This window comes from Bradyrhizobium sp. 76 (assembly GCF_023073025.1).
In the GTDB taxonomy this organism is placed as follows: domain Bacteria; phylum Pseudomonadota; class Alphaproteobacteria; order Rhizobiales; family Xanthobacteraceae; genus Bradyrhizobium.
In genome coordinates this window covers 247,098-263,417 of the sequence record NZ_JADPIS010000149.1, presented here as the reverse complement: position 1 = coordinate 263,417, position 16,320 = coordinate 247,098, and the positions used below count along the sequence as shown (strand labels likewise).

The 16,320-nt window shown below is 63.6% G+C and carries 17 protein-coding genes; 7 read left to right on the top strand and 10 right to left on the bottom strand.

Annotation, left to right across the window (positions count from 1 at the left end; translation table 11 throughout):
• Position 1: 1 nt before the first annotated feature.
• The 6 genes from IVB48_RS36700 to IVB48_RS36675 are packed head-to-tail and all read left to right on the top strand — an operon-like array spanning position 2 to position 5,996.
• Positions 2–883, top strand: a complete 882-nt coding sequence (locus IVB48_RS36700; RefSeq protein ID WP_027569309.1) for a MoxR family ATPase — start codon at positions 2–4, stop codon at positions 881–883.
• Positions 880–2,001 (top strand): VWA domain-containing protein, encoded by a 1,122-nt coding sequence (locus IVB48_RS36695; protein ID WP_247407925.1) that lies wholly within the window; start codon positions 880–882, stop codon positions 1,999–2,001. Before IVB48_RS36700 ends, IVB48_RS36695 begins: the two co-directional genes overlap by 4 nt.
• Positions 1,998–2,882 carry an amidohydrolase family protein gene (locus tag IVB48_RS36690; RefSeq protein ID WP_247407923.1) on the top strand — a complete coding sequence of 295 codons (885 nt, stop codon included), beginning with the start codon at positions 1,998–2,000 and terminating at the stop codon, positions 2,880–2,882. The genes IVB48_RS36695 and IVB48_RS36690 overlap by 4 nt, the downstream gene beginning before the upstream one ends.
• 42 nt (positions 2,883–2,924) lie before the next feature.
• Positions 2,925–3,773, top strand: a complete 849-nt coding sequence (locus tag IVB48_RS36685; protein ID WP_027569306.1) for an MBL fold metallo-hydrolase — start codon at positions 2,925–2,927, stop codon at positions 3,771–3,773.
• A gap of 18 nt (positions 3,774–3,791) precedes the next feature.
• On the top strand, positions 3,792–5,366 hold the full coding sequence (locus IVB48_RS36680; RefSeq protein ID WP_247407921.1) for an isochorismatase family protein: 1,575 nt from the start codon (positions 3,792–3,794) through the stop codon (positions 5,364–5,366).
• A 3-nt stretch (positions 5,367–5,369) separates the two neighbouring features.
• Entirely contained in the window at positions 5,370–5,996 is a 627-nt protein-coding gene (locus IVB48_RS36675) for an NAD(P)H-dependent oxidoreductase (RefSeq protein ID WP_247407919.1), read from the top strand.
• A gap of 24 nt (positions 5,997–6,020) precedes the next feature.
• Here IVB48_RS36675 and IVB48_RS36670 read toward each other — a convergent pair whose 3' ends face one another.
• From IVB48_RS36670 to IVB48_RS36645, 6 genes are read right to left on the bottom strand one after another with little or no spacing between them, the layout of a single operon-like run.
• Positions 6,021–7,070, bottom strand: coding sequence for a LacI family DNA-binding transcriptional regulator (locus tag IVB48_RS36670; RefSeq protein WP_247407917.1), 1,050 nt, complete (start codon positions 7,068–7,070; stop codon positions 6,021–6,023).
• Positions 7,067–7,711, bottom strand: a complete 645-nt coding sequence (locus IVB48_RS36665; protein WP_085352425.1) for a ThuA domain-containing protein — start codon at positions 7,709–7,711, stop codon at positions 7,067–7,069. Before IVB48_RS36665 ends, IVB48_RS36670 begins: the two co-directional genes overlap by 4 nt.
• Before the next feature lie 10 nt (positions 7,712–7,721).
• The gene (locus IVB48_RS36660; protein WP_247407915.1) at positions 7,722–8,819 is read right to left on the bottom strand and encodes a Gfo/Idh/MocA family oxidoreductase; all 1,098 of its coding nucleotides are present in this window, start codon (positions 8,817–8,819) and stop codon (positions 7,722–7,724) included.
• A 22-nt stretch (positions 8,820–8,841) separates the two neighbouring features.
• Positions 8,842–9,690 carry a carbohydrate ABC transporter permease gene (locus IVB48_RS36655; protein ID WP_247407913.1) on the bottom strand — a complete coding sequence of 283 codons (849 nt, stop codon included), beginning with the start codon at positions 9,688–9,690 and terminating at the stop codon, positions 8,842–8,844.
• Positions 9,683–10,576 (bottom strand): sugar ABC transporter permease, encoded by an 894-nt coding sequence (locus IVB48_RS36650; RefSeq protein ID WP_247408802.1) that lies wholly within the window; start codon positions 10,574–10,576, stop codon positions 9,683–9,685. Before IVB48_RS36650 ends, IVB48_RS36655 begins: the two co-directional genes overlap by 8 nt.
• A 50-nt stretch (positions 10,577–10,626) precedes the next feature.
• Complete coding sequence (locus IVB48_RS36645; RefSeq protein ID WP_247407912.1) at positions 10,627–11,886, bottom strand: extracellular solute-binding protein; 1,260 nt, start codon at positions 11,884–11,886, stop codon at positions 10,627–10,629.
• 163 nt (positions 11,887–12,049) lie between these two features.
• Between IVB48_RS36645 and IVB48_RS36640 the strand changes: the two genes are divergently transcribed.
• Positions 12,050–12,808 carry an SDR family NAD(P)-dependent oxidoreductase gene (locus IVB48_RS36640; protein WP_247407910.1) on the top strand — a complete coding sequence of 253 codons (759 nt, stop codon included), beginning with the start codon at positions 12,050–12,052 and terminating at the stop codon, positions 12,806–12,808.
• 50 nt (positions 12,809–12,858) lie between these two features.
• Here IVB48_RS36640 and IVB48_RS36635 read toward each other — a convergent pair whose 3' ends face one another.
• The 4 genes from IVB48_RS36635 to IVB48_RS36620 are packed head-to-tail and all read right to left on the bottom strand — an operon-like array spanning position 12,859 to position 16,316.
• Positions 12,859–13,902 (bottom strand): 5-methyltetrahydropteroyltriglutamate--homocysteine methyltransferase, encoded by a 1,044-nt coding sequence (locus tag IVB48_RS36635; protein WP_247407908.1) that lies wholly within the window; start codon positions 13,900–13,902, stop codon positions 12,859–12,861.
• A 36-nt stretch (positions 13,903–13,938) separates the two neighbouring features.
• A complete protein-coding gene (locus IVB48_RS36630; protein ID WP_247407906.1) occupies positions 13,939–14,808 on the bottom strand; it encodes a fumarylacetoacetate hydrolase family protein in 870 nt (289 codons plus the stop codon).
• A gap of 3 nt (positions 14,809–14,811) precedes the next feature.
• Positions 14,812–15,471, bottom strand: coding sequence for a polysaccharide deacetylase family protein (locus tag IVB48_RS36625; RefSeq protein WP_247407905.1), 660 nt, complete (start codon positions 15,469–15,471; stop codon positions 14,812–14,814).
• Between the two features lie 11 nt (positions 15,472–15,482).
• Entirely contained in the window at positions 15,483–16,316 is an 834-nt protein-coding gene (locus IVB48_RS36620; protein ID WP_247407904.1) for an ABC transporter permease, read from the bottom strand.
• Positions 16,317–16,320: the final 4 nt, after the last annotated feature.

Here is a 16,320-nt window from a genome sequence, read left to right as displayed (position 1 = left end):
GATGGCCGTCCGCAGCAACATCGTCGGCATCGACAGCCCCGAGGCACTGGAGAAGGCGCTTCGGGCCGCCTATTACCTCGCCGACGAGGGACTGGCGACCGCCGCCTATCTCGGGCTGGCACTCGGCAAGCCATTGCTGCTCGAGGGTGCGCCGGGCGTCGGGAAGACCGAGGCCGCCAAAGCCATTGCCGCCGTCCTCGGCCGCCGCCTGATCCGCCTGCAATGCTACGAAGGCATCGACGCGTCCGCCGCACTCTACGAATGGAACTATCCGCGCCAGATGCTCGCCATCCGCCAGGCCGGCGATGAGAGCATCGACATCTACGGCGAAACGTTTTTGATCGAGCGACCGATGCTGGCGACGCTGCGCGCGCCTGACTCAACAGTGCTGCTGATCGACGAAATCGACCGCGCCGACCAGGAGTTCGAAGCCTTCCTGCTCGAGTTTCTGTCCGACTTCCAGATCTCGATCCCAGAGCGCGGTACCGTGCGCGCCTCGGAACGGCCGGTTGTCGTCCTCACCTCAAACCGCACGCGGGATCTTCATGAAGCGTTGCGGAGGCGGTGCGTCTATCACTGGATCGACTATCCCTCGGCCGAGCGCGAAGCGCGCATCGTGATGATGCGGGCCTCCAGCGTCGCCGAGGGGACCGCGCGCGCCGTCGTCGCGGCCGTCGAGAAGCTGCGACGCGAGCCGCTCAGCAAGGCGCCCGGGATCGCCGAGGCGGTCGACTGGGCTGAGGCCGCCACGCTGCTGCACAAGGGCGGCGCGCGGTGGCCTGATGCCTTCAGGCGCTCGATCGGCGTTGCCCTGAAAGACGAGGAGGATCTGCACTTCATTTCGCCGCGCCTCGACGCTCTGCTGGCGGAGGCCTCTGCATGAGTACCGAATCCGAACTGCCGCGCGCTGCGCGTGTCTTCATCTCGTTCGTCGGGCTGTTGCGAACGAACAGGTTTGCCGTCGCACCGGAACAGACGACATCGTTCCTCGCCGCGATCCAGTTGCTCGGCCCCCGCAGCCTGGAAGACATTCGGCAGGCAGCCCTCGCGACACTGGCCCCTCCCCCGGAACGTCGCGCAACGTTCGACCGGCTGTTCGATCTGCACTTTCGCGGAAACGAGGCCATCGAGCGCGTCGATGACGGTGAGGACGACGAGACAGTTCGGCTGCAGGAGGAGACCCGTGGAAACGACGAGCCGCTGCTGTCGGACGAGGCCAATGAGTCCGGTCTCGCAGCTGCGCGCGGCGAAGCCCTGGTCGAGCGCCGCTTTGCGCAGCTCTCGACCACCGATGCGCTGCGTCGGCTGTCCCGTGAGGCACCCAGGCGCCTGCCGAAGCGGCGCGGCCATCGCCGCATGCGGGCTCGCAGCGGGCCCTATGCGGATTTGCGCCGCACCTTACGCGACTCCGTTCGCAGCGACGGCGAAATCCTCCGGCTGGGACGTTTGAGGCGGCGGCAACGCCCACGCAAGGTGTTGCTACTGATTGACGTCTCCGGCTCGATGAAGACCCGCACCGAAGAGAATATGAAGTTCGCGCATACGCTGGTCCAGGCGGCGCCCAACGTCGAGGTCTTCACCTTCGGCACGCGGCTGACCCGCATCACCCGGTCGTTGCGTCTCAAGCGGCGCGAGCAAGCGCTCAACGCCGCGGCCTATGCAGTCAGCGACTGGGACGGCGGCACCCGAATCGGCGACGCCCTGCAGGCCTTTCTCGCCGTGCCCCGCTTCGGCGGATACGCGCGGGGCGCCGCCGTGATCATCGTTTCCGACGGCCTTGAGCGGGGCGAACCCGATGCGTTGTGCGATGCGGTCGCGAAACTATCGCGCCGCGCGTGGCGCGTGAGCTGGCTGACGCCGCTCGCGTCTGGTCCCGGCTTTCGCCCGCAGACCGAAGCGCTGGTCGCGATCGAACGCTTCGTCGACGACCTCATCGATGGTGGATCGAGCGCGTCGATCGTCGCGCATGTGCTGGCGCTGGGACAAAGGAGAGTTGCGTGACCGACATCGTCGATGGGCACCATCATATCTGGCGCCAGGCCGACTTGCCCTGGCTGGTGGGTCCGATGCAGCCGCGCATCTTCGGTCCGTACGAGCCGATCCGGCGCGATTACCCGATAGAGGAATATCTCCGCGACCTCGAAGGCAGCGGCATCACCCGCTCGGTCTATGTCCAGACCAACTGGGCCAATGACCGCTACGAGGACGAGGCCGCCTGGGTGCAGCAGACGGCCGAGGAGCACGGCTGGCCGCATGCCATCGTGGCTTACGCCGATTTTTCAGTCGACGACGTGCGTCCACAACTCGACGGCCTGAAGCGCTATGCCCTCGTGCGCGGCGTCCGCATGCAACTTCATTGGCACGAGAACCCGCTTTATCGCTTTGCCGCGCGGCCGGATCTCTGCACCGATCCCGTGATCCAGCGCAACATTGCCCGGCTGGCGGACTATGGCTGGAGCTTTGACCTTCAGGTGTTCACGCCGCAGATGCCGGACGCCGCACACCTTGCGGAAGCCTGCCCGAAGGTGACCTTTATCCTGCAGCACGCTGGCATGCTGGAGGACCTTTCACCCTCAGGCCGCGCCGCGTGGCGCGCCGGGATGGCCCGCCTCGCCGCATGCCCGAACGTCGTGTCGAAACTGTCGGGGCTCGGAACGTTCATCCACGCCAACGACCCCGCGCATATCGCATCCGGCCTGATCGACACGATCGCGATCTTCGGCGCCGAACGCTGCCTGTTCGGTTCGAATTTCCCAATCGAGAAATTGTGGACCAGTTACCGCGAGCTGATCGATGCCTTCCGTGCCGCCGCGGCGCCGCTGCGCGATGATCAGCGCGAAGCCATTTTCAGAACCACTGCCATGCGCGTCTATCGGCTTTGAGGGCTGAGGAAACGAACAAAAACGGATACAGGGAGGGACGGAATGCCGCTGGAGATCAAGATCCTGGACTATGGCGACATCGAGCTGGAATCGAGTTTTCTGGTTCTCGGCCACGACTGCGGCCGGACCCGCCGTGTCCTCACCCTCGGCTTCCTGATCCTCGGCGGCAAATATCCGGTCGTGGTCGACACGGGTTACCGTTCCAACCAGATCATGGAAACGCTGGGGATGCGCGGCCTGCAGTATCACGAGCACATGATCGAGAACCAGCTTGCGCGGCACGGCGTGCGGATGGGCGATGTGCGATTCGTCTGCCACACCCATCTGCATATCGACCACGCCGGCAAGGACGATCTGTTCCCGATGAACACGACCGTCGTCCTCAACCGCCGGGAGCTCGAGTATTCCGTGTCCGGCCTGATGCATCCGCAATATCCAGCGCCGGATATCAAGCATCTGATCGACCGTCTGCACACCAAGAGTGCGCTGCGCTTTCTTGACCTCGAGATCACAGGTCCCATCGAGCTAATGCCGGGCGTCTACTGCGACGCAGCGAATGCGCATACCGAGGGCTCGATGAACATCATCGTCGAAACCGCCGACGGCATCGCCACCATCTGCGGCGACGTGATCTATGATTTCAACGACCAGATCGTGACGCCCTTCAACGAGATCCATGACTGGGAGCCACGCACCACGGGCAACCACGGCACCACCAAGCGGGCCGAGAAGGCCGCCATCAAAAAGCTGCTCAGCAATTCGCGCTATCTGCTGCCGGTCCACGACCGTCCCGCCAAGATCGAGGGCGGCAACGTCGTCGGCAGGCTACACGACCAGGTGCCTGGGCCGATCGTGCAGTCCCTGCCCCAGCGCAACTGGTTTCCGGCCTAGACGCCAGAGGATCGACCGATGACGCACGTCACCTTGCGTTCCGAATTCGAGACCCTGATCGACCCCTACGCGCCAGTCGCGCAGATCGGCACCGGTTTTGACTTCACGGAGGGACCGATCTGGCATCCGGTCGATCATTATCTGCTCTTCTCGGACATGCCGGGCGACGTGCGCCGGCGCTGGGATGCGCGGCGCGGCGTCGCCGAGGTCAAGCGTCCCTCGAACAAATGCAACGGCATGACCTATGACGCCGAGCTCAATTTAATCGTTTGCGAGCACGCGACATCGTCGTTGATCCGCGAGCGGCCGGACGGGCGGCGCGAGGTGCTGGCCTCGCACTTTGGGGGACAGGAGCTCAACAGCCCCAACGACGTCTGCGTGCACTCCTCCGGCGCGATCTATTTCTCGGATCCCTGGTATGGCCGCATGCCGGTCTATGGCGTCGAGCGGCCGAGGCAGCTCGGCTTCCAGGGCGTCTATCGCGTCGTGCCCGGCGCCGACCCGAAGCTCGTAGTGGACCGCAATCTGTTCGACCAGCCGAATGGGCTGTGCTTCTCGCCCGACGAGAAACTGCTCTATGTCAACGACACCGTGCAGGCACTGATCCGCGTATTCGACGTCAACGGCGACGGCTCGCTGTCGAGTGCGCGTGTGTTCGCGAGCAGCATCCGCTCCGAGCTCGAGCCCGGCTTGCCCGACGGCATGAAGTGCGACCAGCACGGTAACGTCTGGGTTACGGCACCCGGCGGGGTCTGGGTGTATTCGCCGCGGAGCGAGCTGCTGGGCAAGCTCCGCCTTCCCGAGCTCGTGGCGAACCTTACCTGGGGCGGTCCGGATTTCCGTACGCTGTACCTGACTTCGACGCACTCGGTCTATGCCATTCCCACCAAGGTCGGACCGCGCCACGAGCCCTATATGAGCGGCAAGCGAGGCGGCGGCACAGCGGCCGCCGGCTCTGCTTCCGCTGCACCCGTCCTTGCCGACGGCGAGATGCAGATCGACCCGCGACGCTGCGCCATGATCATCCAGGATCTCCAGAACGACGTCATCATGGACGGGGGCGCATTCGCCGATTCCGGCGCACCAGGTCACGCGAAGCAGCAGCACATCGTCGAGAATGTCCGCCGCCTGGCTGAAACCGCCCGGGCGCGCGGCGTCGCCATCATTCATGTCTGGTTCGTCGTCGAGCCCGGCGCGCCCGGCGTGACGCTGAATGCGCCGCTGTTCGAGGGTCTCGTCGACAGTAAGGCGATGGTGCGCGGAAGCTGGGGGGCAGCACCGGTGTCAGGTCTCGAGCCGAGGCCCGGTGATTTCGTGGTCGAGAAGGTGCGAATGAGCGCCTGGGAAGGCACGAGGCTCGAAACGATCCTGAAAGCCTCCGGCCGTGACATGATCATCAACACCGGCGCCTGGACCAACATGTCGGTCGAGCACACGGCGCGGACCGGTGCCGACAAGGGCTACTTCATGATCGTTCCTGAGGATTGCTGCTCGACCATGAATGCCGACTGGCACGCTGCCTCGATCAACTTCGCCATGCAGAGTGTCGCCGTCGTGACCAAGGCCGATGCGGTCATCAAAGCGCTGGGATGAGCGGTGGCGAAGCTCCTGCACCTGTCCTGCTCGCCCCGCGACGACTCCTGGTCAAGCGCCGGCGCACGCGTTTTCCTCGACGGCTTTCGCCGAGCTCGGCCCGATTGGGACGTGGACGTCATGGATCTCTGGCGCGAGCGCCTGCCGGAGTTTTCAGGCCCCATTGTCGAAGCCAAATATGCACGGATGAAGGCGCAAGCCTTCAACGACGCGCAGCGGGACAGCTTCGCGGAAGCCGAGCGGATGGCGCTACGCTTAGCGCTCGCCGAGCGGGTGCTGATTTCGACGCCGATGTGGAACTTCAGCATTCCCTATAAGCTCAAGCAATTCTTCGACGTCATCGTCCAGCCCGGGCTCACCTTTCGGTTCGACCCATCCCTTGGATACATCCCGTTGCTGAAAGACCGGCCGACCATCGTCATAATTGCCAGTGGCAGCGATTTCGCCACCGGAATGAACCGCGGGCGCATCGACATGGCAACGCCTTACCTGCGCGAAATTTTGCGTTTTGTCGGTATCAACAATGTCCGTTTCATTCCGATCGGGCCAACCACCGGACCGCAACAGCCCATTGAGGCGGCCCGCGAAAGAGCCCACCAACGTTTGGCCGTAATGGCCGCGAGCTTCTGATGCACCCCGCAGGCCATTCAAAGGTTACGGCAAATTGTCCCGCAGAAAAATGTCGATGCGGATGCGCTCCTGGTCGGGGCTGATGGGCTCACCCGAACAATGCGCGAGCAGGACTCGCGCTGCGGACCGGGCCTCGTGGCCGGGATCCTGGTTGATGATGGCATCGAGGGTGCCACGGACCAGGAAACGCCGCGTGTATTGAGTCAGCTCGTGGGCAATCCAGACCACCTCACGCGCCCGTCCCGAGGCCTCGAGCGCATCGGCGATGCCACGGTTTCCGGCGCCACAGCAGTATATGCCGCGCAGATCTGGCTGGCGCGCGAGCAGTGCCGCAGTGAGCTCCCGCGTCCGCTTGGTGTCATCGCGACCCTCGATCACCGGCAGCGCGAGCAGGTTCGGATACTCGCTGGACAGGATTTGGTGGAAGCCGAACTGCCGCTCAGTGTGATCGCGCAGCGACAACGATCCTGCGATCACGGCCACCGTCCCCTCGCGACCAGTGAGGAACCGTCCCATCAGCGTTGCAGCGGTGCGGCCTGCCGCCGGGTTGTCGATGCCGACATAATGCAGCCGGCGCGAGCTCGGCGCGTCCGACACAAGGGTCACCACAGCGACGCCGCGCGTGGTGAGCTCGTCGATCGCGGCGCGCACCCTGGGATGATCGAGCGCGATGACGGCGACGCCCTGGTACGCGGGCGAGAGATTTTCCAGCGCGGTGGCGAGTACGTCCGGATCGAACACATCGACATGGAGGATATCAATGAAGCCGCGCTGGCCGACGAGCCAGTCCGCGGTGCGCTGGACCTGCTCGGTCAGGTTGGTCATGAAGCTGTTGGTACCGGTCGGCAGCACGAAGGCAAAGCGGAACGTCTGCCCCCGTGCAAGCCGAGCGGCCGCGACGTCGGCTCGATAGCCGAGTTTTGCCACCGCGGCCTCGACCCGCGCCACGGTCTTGGCGCGCACGCCCTCGCGCCGGTTGACGACGCGATCGACCGTGGCGAGCGAAACACCCGCCGTGCGCGCGACGTCTTCAAGCGTAGCGCGAACCACCGACTGGGTCGCAACGGCTGTCATTCGCGCGCCGCCCACAACATGCCACGGGTCATCAACGTCCGGATCTCCGGTACGTCGAGCTCGTAAGCGCGGTGGCCGAGCGAGGAATAGAACACCCTGCCCGCGCCGTATCGCTTCTTCCAGACCACGGGCATCACCACGCCCTCGATCCAGGGCGCGTGCTCGCCGGTGAAGGTCGTCGTCGCCAACACCTCGTTGGCGGGGTCGACATGCATGTAGTATTGCTCGGAACGATGCTCGAAACTCTTCAGGCCCTTCATGATGGGATCATCCGGCTTCGTCAAGTCGACCTTGTAGTCGATGATGTTGCCGGGATGCGCAACCCACTGCCCGCCACACAGGAACTGGTAATCGACGGAATCGCGGAATGCGTCGCCCATGCCGCCATGATGGCCGGCGAGCCCGACGCCGCTGCGGACCGCAGCGCAGAGATTGAGCGCTTCCGCCTTCTCGATTGTCGACATGGTATAGATCGGGATGATCAGCGACAGGTCGTGAATCGCGGGATCGGCGAACGCGGCGGTGGTGGTTTCGATCCGCACCTCGAAGCCTTCCGCCTTCAGCCAACCACGGATCATCGAAGCACAGAGATCGGGATCGTGCCCCGGCCAACCGCCCCATACAATCATTGCCTTGCGCATGTTTCTGTCCTTAGTCGATCTGTCCGGTTTCACGCCCGGCCGGCAGCATCGCCGGCCGCTCGACGCAGCTCTCGATCTTGACGCGTCGCCCTTCGTCGGCAGAGATCTGGAACGCCTCCATCACCTCCAGCACGTGGAACGCGAGCGCGCCGCTGGCACGGTGCGGCCGGTTGTTCAGGATCGCGGAGGCCATGTCCGCGACGCCAATGGAACGGAACTCGCCATCGACATGACCGTGGGTCAGCGGCACCGGCTCCCAGTCGCCGCCGGTCTTGGCGACTTGTACTTCGCCGCCGAAGCGGTTCGGGTCCGGCACGAGCATGCTGCCCTTGTCGCCATAGATCTCGATTGGCGCGTGCCGGTGCTTGGGAACATCAAAGCTCATCGCGATCGAGACGACCGCCCCGCTCTCGAATTCGAGCGTGCCGGCGACATGGGTCGCAACTTCGACCGGGATCAACGTCCCGTTCATCGGCTGGCTGGTGACCAGCCGCTCGGATTTCGGACGCGCGGTCGAGCCCATCACGCTCGCCACGGGGCCGAGCAGCTGCACGAGGTCGGTGATGTAGTACGGGCCCATGTCAAGCATAGGCCCGCCGCCGCGCAAATAGTAGAAACCCGGCGCCGGATGCCAACGCTCGTGGCCGGGGCAGCCGAAGAACGCGCTACCGGCCACGGGCGTGCCTATCGCGCCATCGTCGATCAGCTTGCGCGCGGTCTGATGCCCACCGCCAAGGAACGTATCGGGCGCGCAGCCGACGCGAAGGCTCTTCTGCGCGGCGAGGTCCATCACCTTGCGGGCTTCCGTGACGTTGATGCCGAGCGGCTTCTCGGAATGAACGTGCTTGCCGGCGTTCAGCACCGCGAGGCTGACGTCAGTGTGGGCGAGTGGCACAGTGAGATTGATGACGATCTCGACGTCGTCTCGCTTGAGCAGCTGATCAACCCGCATTGCCGGCAGCCCGAAGGCGGCGCCCTGCCGCTCTGCCGCATCGCTGCGCATATCGGCGAGCGCCTTGATTTCCATGACTGCGAAGCGCTGGGCCGCCTTCAGATAAGCGGTGCTGATATTGCCGCAGCCGATGATGCCGATGCCTACTTTTCTCATTGTGATCTCCGTGAGGTACCGTTCATCCCTTGACCGCACCGGCGGTGAGGCCTGCGACGATGTGTTTCTGCGCCAGAAGAAATAAAATGATCGTCGGCAGGATGGTTAGCGTGATGAAGGCCAGGATCAGATGCCACTCGGACGAATACTCGCCCTGATAAACCATGATGCCGAGCGGCCAGGGATAGAGCGCGTCGGTGTTGAGCATCACCAGCGGCAGCAGATAGGCGTTCCAGCTGTTGACGAAGGTGATGGTACCGACGGTCGCCAGGATCGGCCGCGATAACGGCAACGTTACATAGCGGAAGAATTTGATATAGCTGCAGCCGTCGACCAGCGCGGCCTCCAGCAGTTCGTAGGGGATGTCCTTGAAGAAACGCCGCAGCAGCAGCACGCTCATCGCAAGACTGAAGGCCGCCTGCGGCAGGGCTACCCCGAGATATGTATCGAGCAACCCGAGGTCGCGCACCTTGATGAAGAGCGGCAGCACCGCCGTCGCGGCCGGAAACAGCAGGCCCAGCGTCAGGTAGCTCAGCAGCATCGAGCTGCCGTAGAACCTGATATGGGCGAAGGTGAACGCCGCCATTGAGGCGACGATCAGGGTCAGTGCCACCGTGAGGGTCGAGATGATCAGCGAGTTGCGCAAGAGCTGCCAGTAGCGTGCAGAGAACAGGATATCAGCATAGTTCTGCCACTCCCAGTGACGTGGCAGGCCGAACGGATTGACGCGCAGTTCGCCGAGCGATTTGAAGCCACCGAACAAGGTCGCAAGCAGCGGTACCATTACGATGATGGCAACGACGGCCAGGAACACCAGCTTGAACAGCATTGAGAGCTCGAACGGCGCATGGAAGGTCCTGGCGTTACTCATCGCGCATGAACCATCGCTTGTACGTGAAAGCAAAGGTCACGCAGATCGCAAACAGGATGACCCCGATGGCGCTGCCGTAGCCGACCCGCATGCGCGAGATGCCGTTGTTGTAGAGGAAGCTCACCATCGTGTTCGAGGAGTCCGCTGGCCCGCCGCGCGTCAGGGGCATAACGAGGTCGAACAGCTGCAGCGAACCGACGATAGCGAAGAACACGGAGAGCCTTATCGTCGGATAGAGCAACGGGATGACCACATGTCGCAGGGCTTGCGATCGGGTCGCGCCGTCGATACGCGCCGCCTCGACCAGGCTCTTGTCGAGGCCCTGGAGCGCTGCGATGAACAGCATCATGTGGAAGCCAAAGTACTTCCAGACGATCACGATCAGCACCGCCAGCATGGCCGTATCGGTCGAGGCAAGCAGATGCGGAGGCTCGGCGCCGAAGCTGCGCCAGATCGAAGCCACAAGGCCGTAGTCGCCATCATAGACGAAGCTGAAGATCAGCCCGGTCGCGATCTCCGCCAGGATATAGGGCATGAAGAACAGCATGCGCAGCGCCACTGCCCCGCGAAAGCGCTCGGCGAGCATCAAGGCCAGCGTGAGCGCAAGCGGCAGCTGGATGGAGAGCGAAACAGCGATGATCAGCCCGTTGTTACGCAGCGCGAGCCAGAAGGCGCGGGTCTCGAGCACGAAGCGGTAATTGTCCAAGCCAATCCAGTTGGTCGGCCTGCCGAACCCGTTCCAGTTGAACCCCGAATACCAGGCCGCTTCGCCGATCGGCAGCACAACGAACAACGTGAACAATAGCAGCGCCGGCGGCAGGAACAGGATGAGCACCGTCAGCCTGCCGTCCCAACTCGGGCCACGGACCGTGACCTGGGGCACCATCTCGCCAGCAGCGCCGATCGCCGACACGCTCGCGGTCCGCCGCGCCACCGTCAGTTGCCCTGCTTCCACGCAGTCTCGATCGCCTTGGCAGCCTCTTGCGGGCTCATGCTGCCGCCGGCGATCTCGGCCGTGACGTCGTTGACGACGCGGCCGACCGACGGACCCAGGCTCTGGTCATAAAAGTTCTGGTGGTAGTTCGACTTCGCCAGATTGGCGGCAATCAGCTTCATGAAGCTGTTGTTCAGCCCTGCGTCCGCGCCCTGTACCACCGGGATGATGAAGTTGCCGGCGGCAAGCCGCGTCTGCACCTCTTTGGAGACGAAGTATTTCAGGAAATCGACAGCCTCCTTCGGCGAGCCTTTCGTAATCAGCCAACCGGTGATGCCGCCGAGCGTATCGGTGGGCGCACCCTTGCCGCCGGTCACGACCGGGAAGTCGAACCAGCACATCTTGTCCTCGGTCAATCCGACCTTGTCGGCGGCGAGAGCGCGCTGCAGATGATAGACCGTGCTGATCGCCAGCGTCATCGCCGCCTTGCCGTCCCCGAAATAGCCGACCGCCTGCGGGTTCTTGAAACCCAGGAAGCCATTCTGGAACGGCTGGAGATCCACGAGCTGCTTGAACAGCTCGCCGGATTTCTGGAAGGTTTCCCCGGCAAAGCCGCCGTTCTCGCCGCGCAGCGCCGCATCGAACGCCGCCTTGCCGCCGATGCGCACCGCAAGATGCGTCCAGTAGAAGTGCAGCGGCCATTTGTCGGCGCCGCCGACCACGATCGGGGTCACGCCGGCGGATTTCAACGCCTTCACGGCAGCAAGCAGATCGTCCCAGCTCTTGATCCCGGCAGGATCGACCTTCCCCTTGGCCATCAGCTCCTTGTTGCAGAGGAAGCCGACCTGCGAGAGCGCCGTGGGCAGACCATAAACCCGGCCGTTGCTGGTGAAGGCGGCGAGTGCCGCGGGTGTGAGATTGTCGCTGTAGCCCTTCACAGAATCGGTGATGTCGTCGAGCACGCCGGCCTCGATCTGCGTCTTCAGGACACCGCCGGCCCAACTGTAGATGATATTGGGCCGGTCTTTGGATTGCAGGATGGTCGGCAGCTTGGCCTTGTAGGCCTCGTTCTCGAGGAACTGCATCTCGACCTTGACGCCCGGGTGCGACCCCTCATAGGCACGCGCGACCTCCTCCCAGATTTTGACCTGGGCCGGATTGGCCTCGATGTGCAGCCATTTCACCGTCGTATCGGCCGCAGCGAGTTTCGCACCGAACAGGCATGCGACAACGGCCAGTCCCAGTTTCCCGAGCAGTCTCATCACATTCCTCCCAACGGCTCTTATTCTTGGTGCAATCCTGCCTTCGATTTTTGAGGTACGCAACTGAAATTCTGATCTATGCACCTCACGAAGGAGATCGCTAAGGTGCGCGGGAGAGTCGGGCGGCGCGTCGCGCTGCCCCAACGCAAATCGAGGGATATCCATGGCTGCCGTTTATTCCGACCTCGCCGGCAAGGTCGTTCTCGTCACCGGGGGCGCATCTGGAATTGGCGCTGCGATCGTGCGGCGCTTCGCCCAGCAGAAATCCAATGTCGTGTTCTTCGACATCAAAGTCGACGAGGGCCAATCCCTGGCACGCGAGCTGTCGGATCAAGGTCTTGGCGCGCGTTTCATGCGTGTCGACTTGACCGATATCGCCGCGTTACGTGCCGGCGTTGCGGAGGCGCGCAACATGCACGGCGCGATCAACATCCTCGTCAACAATGCCGCACATGACGAGCGGCACAGCACCGAGGAAATGACACCGGAATATTGGGACAACCGTATCGCGGTCAACTTGAAGCACCAGTTCTTTGCTGCGCAGGCCGTGTTGCCGGACATGAAGGCGGCGAACGCCGGCGCCATCGTCAATTTCGGCTCGGTGTCGTGGATCGCCGGACAGGGCGGCATGGCCGCCTACACCGCCAGCAAATCAGGCGTGATCGGTCTCACGCGCTCTCTGGCGCGCGATTACGGCGCCTACAACATCCGCGTGAACGCAATCGCGCCGGGATGGATCATGACCGAGCGCCAGCTCGATAAATGGATGACGCCACAGGGCGAAGTCGAGCTGATGCAACGACAATGCCTGAAGCGCAAGCTCGTGCCGGACGAGGTCGCGAAGTTCACCATCTTCCTCGCTTCCGACGAGGCCTCCGCCTGCACAGCTCAGCACTACATCGTCGATGGCGGCTGGGTCTGAGGCGGACCAAACCCAGATCGTGCAATCGCTGGCGAACGGCTCGAACCTCGTCAACCAAGCTCCTGCCGAACCTTGGCCGCCGCATCGCACATCGCCTTCAATTTTCCAAACGCGACGACGCGTGGCATGTATTTCATGCCGCAATCGGGCGCGGGAACGAGACGATCGGGCGACACATATTTCAGGCCGTTGCGAATGCGGTCGGCGACGGTATCGACGCTCTCGATCTGGGGGTCTGCGAGGTCGAGCACACCGAGCATGATTTTCTTTGAGGAGAGGTCCTTCAGAACGCCGAGGTCGAGTTTTGGCTGCGCCGCCTCGATCGAGATCTGGTCGGCAGTCGTATCGTCGAGCTCGGCGAGGAACGAATAGCCGGCCGGCTTGTTCGAGCCCGGCACGACCGCCGCATAGCCGAAACAGAGATGCACGACGGTCGGCACTGTGATGCCCTTCAGCGCGCGGTTGATTGCCTTGACGGCGTAGCGCTTGGCAGAATCCGGATTGTTCCGCACCCAGGGCTCGTCGAGCTGGATCACGTCTGCGCCTGCTCTTTGCAGATCGAGCGCCTCGGCATTGACGGCCTCCGCAAGGGCCATCGCGAGCTCTTCGTCGTCCTTGTAGAACTCGTTCTTGGCCTGCTGGCTCATGGTGAACGGACCCGGCAGGGTGATCTTCGCTGCACGATCGGTATTCCTGCGCAGGAACTGCATGTCGTGCAGCTCGACCGGTCCCTTGCGTTTCACGGGGCCGACGACGCGCGGCACCGGGGTCTGGGTGTTACCGGTGCGCGCCACGATCATCGCGGGATTGTCTCCGTCGATCCCGTCGAGCGCCGTGGCGAAGCGGTTGGAATAGCTCTCGCGGCGGATTTCGCCATCGGTCACGATGTCGATGCCGGCGCGCTCCATGTCGCGGATCGCGACGATCGTCGCATCGTCCTGGGCCTCCTCCCGATGTTCCGCTGGCAGCCGCCACATGTCGTGCAGGCGGGTGCGCGGCACCACCTTCGACAGCATGGCGCGATTCACCAGCCATTCCGGTTGCGGATAACTTCCGACCACCGTGGTCGGGAGGATATGCGTTGGCATCGGCATGAGGGTCTCCTTCTTCTTGTTGTCGAGCGCAGCCAATCAAGCCGCGTGCGTCGCCGTGGCCGGCTCTTCGTCCTTGACGGGATTGCGGAGAATCCCGATCCCGGAAATCTCGATTTCCACGACGTCGCCGCCTTTCATCCACAGCGGCGGATTGCGATAAGCGCCGACACCGCCGGTCGTGCCTGTGACGATGACGTCGCCTGGCGCGAGCTCGGTGAAGGTCGAGCAGTAAGCAATCAGCGCCGGCACGTCGAAGACGAGATCGGAGATCGGGGCCTTCTGTACCTCGACGCCGTTGAGCCGGGTAATCAAGGTCTGTTTGCTGACGTCGGTCAATTCGTCGGTCGTGACCATCCAGGGCCCAAAGCCGCCTGTGCCGGCGAAATTCTTGCCGGGCGCGAATTGCGAGGTGTGGCGCTGCCAGTCGCGGATGCTGCCGTCATTGTAGCAGGCATAACCGGCGACATGGCTCAACGCGGCTTCGCGCGAGATGCGGCGGCCGGCCTTGCCGATGACAACCGCCATCTCGCCCTCATAGTCGAATCGCTCGGATTCGAGCGGCCGGATCATCGGCTGGCCATGTCCGACCTGGCTGTTGGCGAAACGGGTGAAGATCATCGGGTGTGGCGGGGTGGGATGGCCGCTCTCGGCGAGATGGGTGGCGTAGTTGACGCCGATGCAGAAGATCTTGTCGGGGTCGGGGACGGTCGGCAGCAGCGTGACGTCCTGCAGCGCGTAGTCGGGCTTCTCGGCCGCAAGCTTTTTCAGTTCGTCGAGCGATCCCTTGGCAAGCAGCGTCTTCAGCGTCGGATATGCCTTGAGACGCTTGCCCGCATCGATGACGCCGTTGTCGGTGACAATGCCAAAGCTCGCGGTGCCGGCGATCGTGAAACTTGCGATTTTCATCAGTCAGACGCTCTCTTCGATGGAGGAAACATAGTCGTTGATCGGAAGTGCGATCGCGCCGTTGCGGATCGGAACGCATTGCGGCGGGAAATCCTGGCGGAAGCGGGCACCGGCCGCCTCGGCGCGGTCGAGGAACCGCTCCAGATGGTCCATCGCCCCGGTCGGAAGATCGTGCAGGACCATCAGCGTCCAGAGTTGCCGGCTGCACTGGACAACGGCGCGCTCGGTCCAGCCGTCGGGATCGTCCCAGTCGCGGGGGATCGCGTTCCAGAGCACACAGCTATGCTTGTGGCGGGTGAGATAGTCGACGACGGATGGCTTCAGCAGCCGCGTATCGAGATTGCCGCCGCCACCGAACGGCCGGAACCAGCGCTGTGGATGGGCGAGATCACCGATCGCGGCCTGTGTGCGGCCAATTTCGCTCTTCGCTGTATCGCGATCCGGCCGCTCACCGAGCGGGACGCTGTGGGTGAAGGTGTGATTGCCGATCCAGTGCCCCTCCCCGTGCGCTCGCATCGCAAGGCCATGCCGCGCGGGATCGGCGAGCTTCTCGCCGATGACGAAGAACGTGGTCTTGATGCCGCGCTCTCCGAGAGTGTCGAGCACGCGCGGCGTCACGTTGGGATCGGGGCCATTGTCGAATGTCAGAGTCAGATCGAACACGCGGAATTTCCTCAGGTCGCCGGCTGCATCGCGCCCGATGCGATGTCATCGTTTGCCTGACCAGCGCGCGTGCCGGTCTGCCAGATCGCCGCCTTGCGCTCGATCCCCCGGATCGCGGCATTGAAGGCGATCGCCATGAACAGCACGAGGAGGACGCCGGCGAACACGTGCGGACTGTCGAGGATCGTGCGGTAGCGCGAGATCAGATAACCGATGCCGGCCGAGGAAATCAGCATCTCCGAGACGACGACGCCAACGATGACCAGCGCGCCTCCCACGCGGAGCCCCGACAGCACGGTCGGAATCGCCGCGGGAATGATGACGCGAACCAGCCGTTGGCTCAGCGTGGCGCCCATGCTGCGTGCCGCGAGCAGGAGCTGAGGGTCGATGGTCTGGATGCCGGCGGCGGTGGCCAGCATTGTTGGCAGGAAACCGTAAATCGAGGCGAAGGCGATCTTGGATTCCGAGCCGATGCCGAGCCACACCGTGAAGACGGGATAGAGGATCACGAGCGGCACTGCATAGAGGCTCGACACTATCGGCATGATCAGGACGCGCGGACCCGGCAGGCTGCCGACGATAGCGCCGAGCAGGATGCCGCCGCCGCAGGCGAAGGCCATGGAGACCATGACTTCGTAGAGCGTCACTGCGAGCGCATGACCGTATTCGGGCGCCTCGGTCCATCCGGCCATCAGCGTCGATGACAGGGACGGCAGGAACAGCTCGGGAATGAGACCGGTGCGCGGCAGCAGCTCCCACAGCGCAATCAGGCCGATCACGATCAGATATCGCAGTGTCTTCGCACTTATCTTCGCAGTCAGCTTGGCGGTCATCTTGGCGCTCATCTCC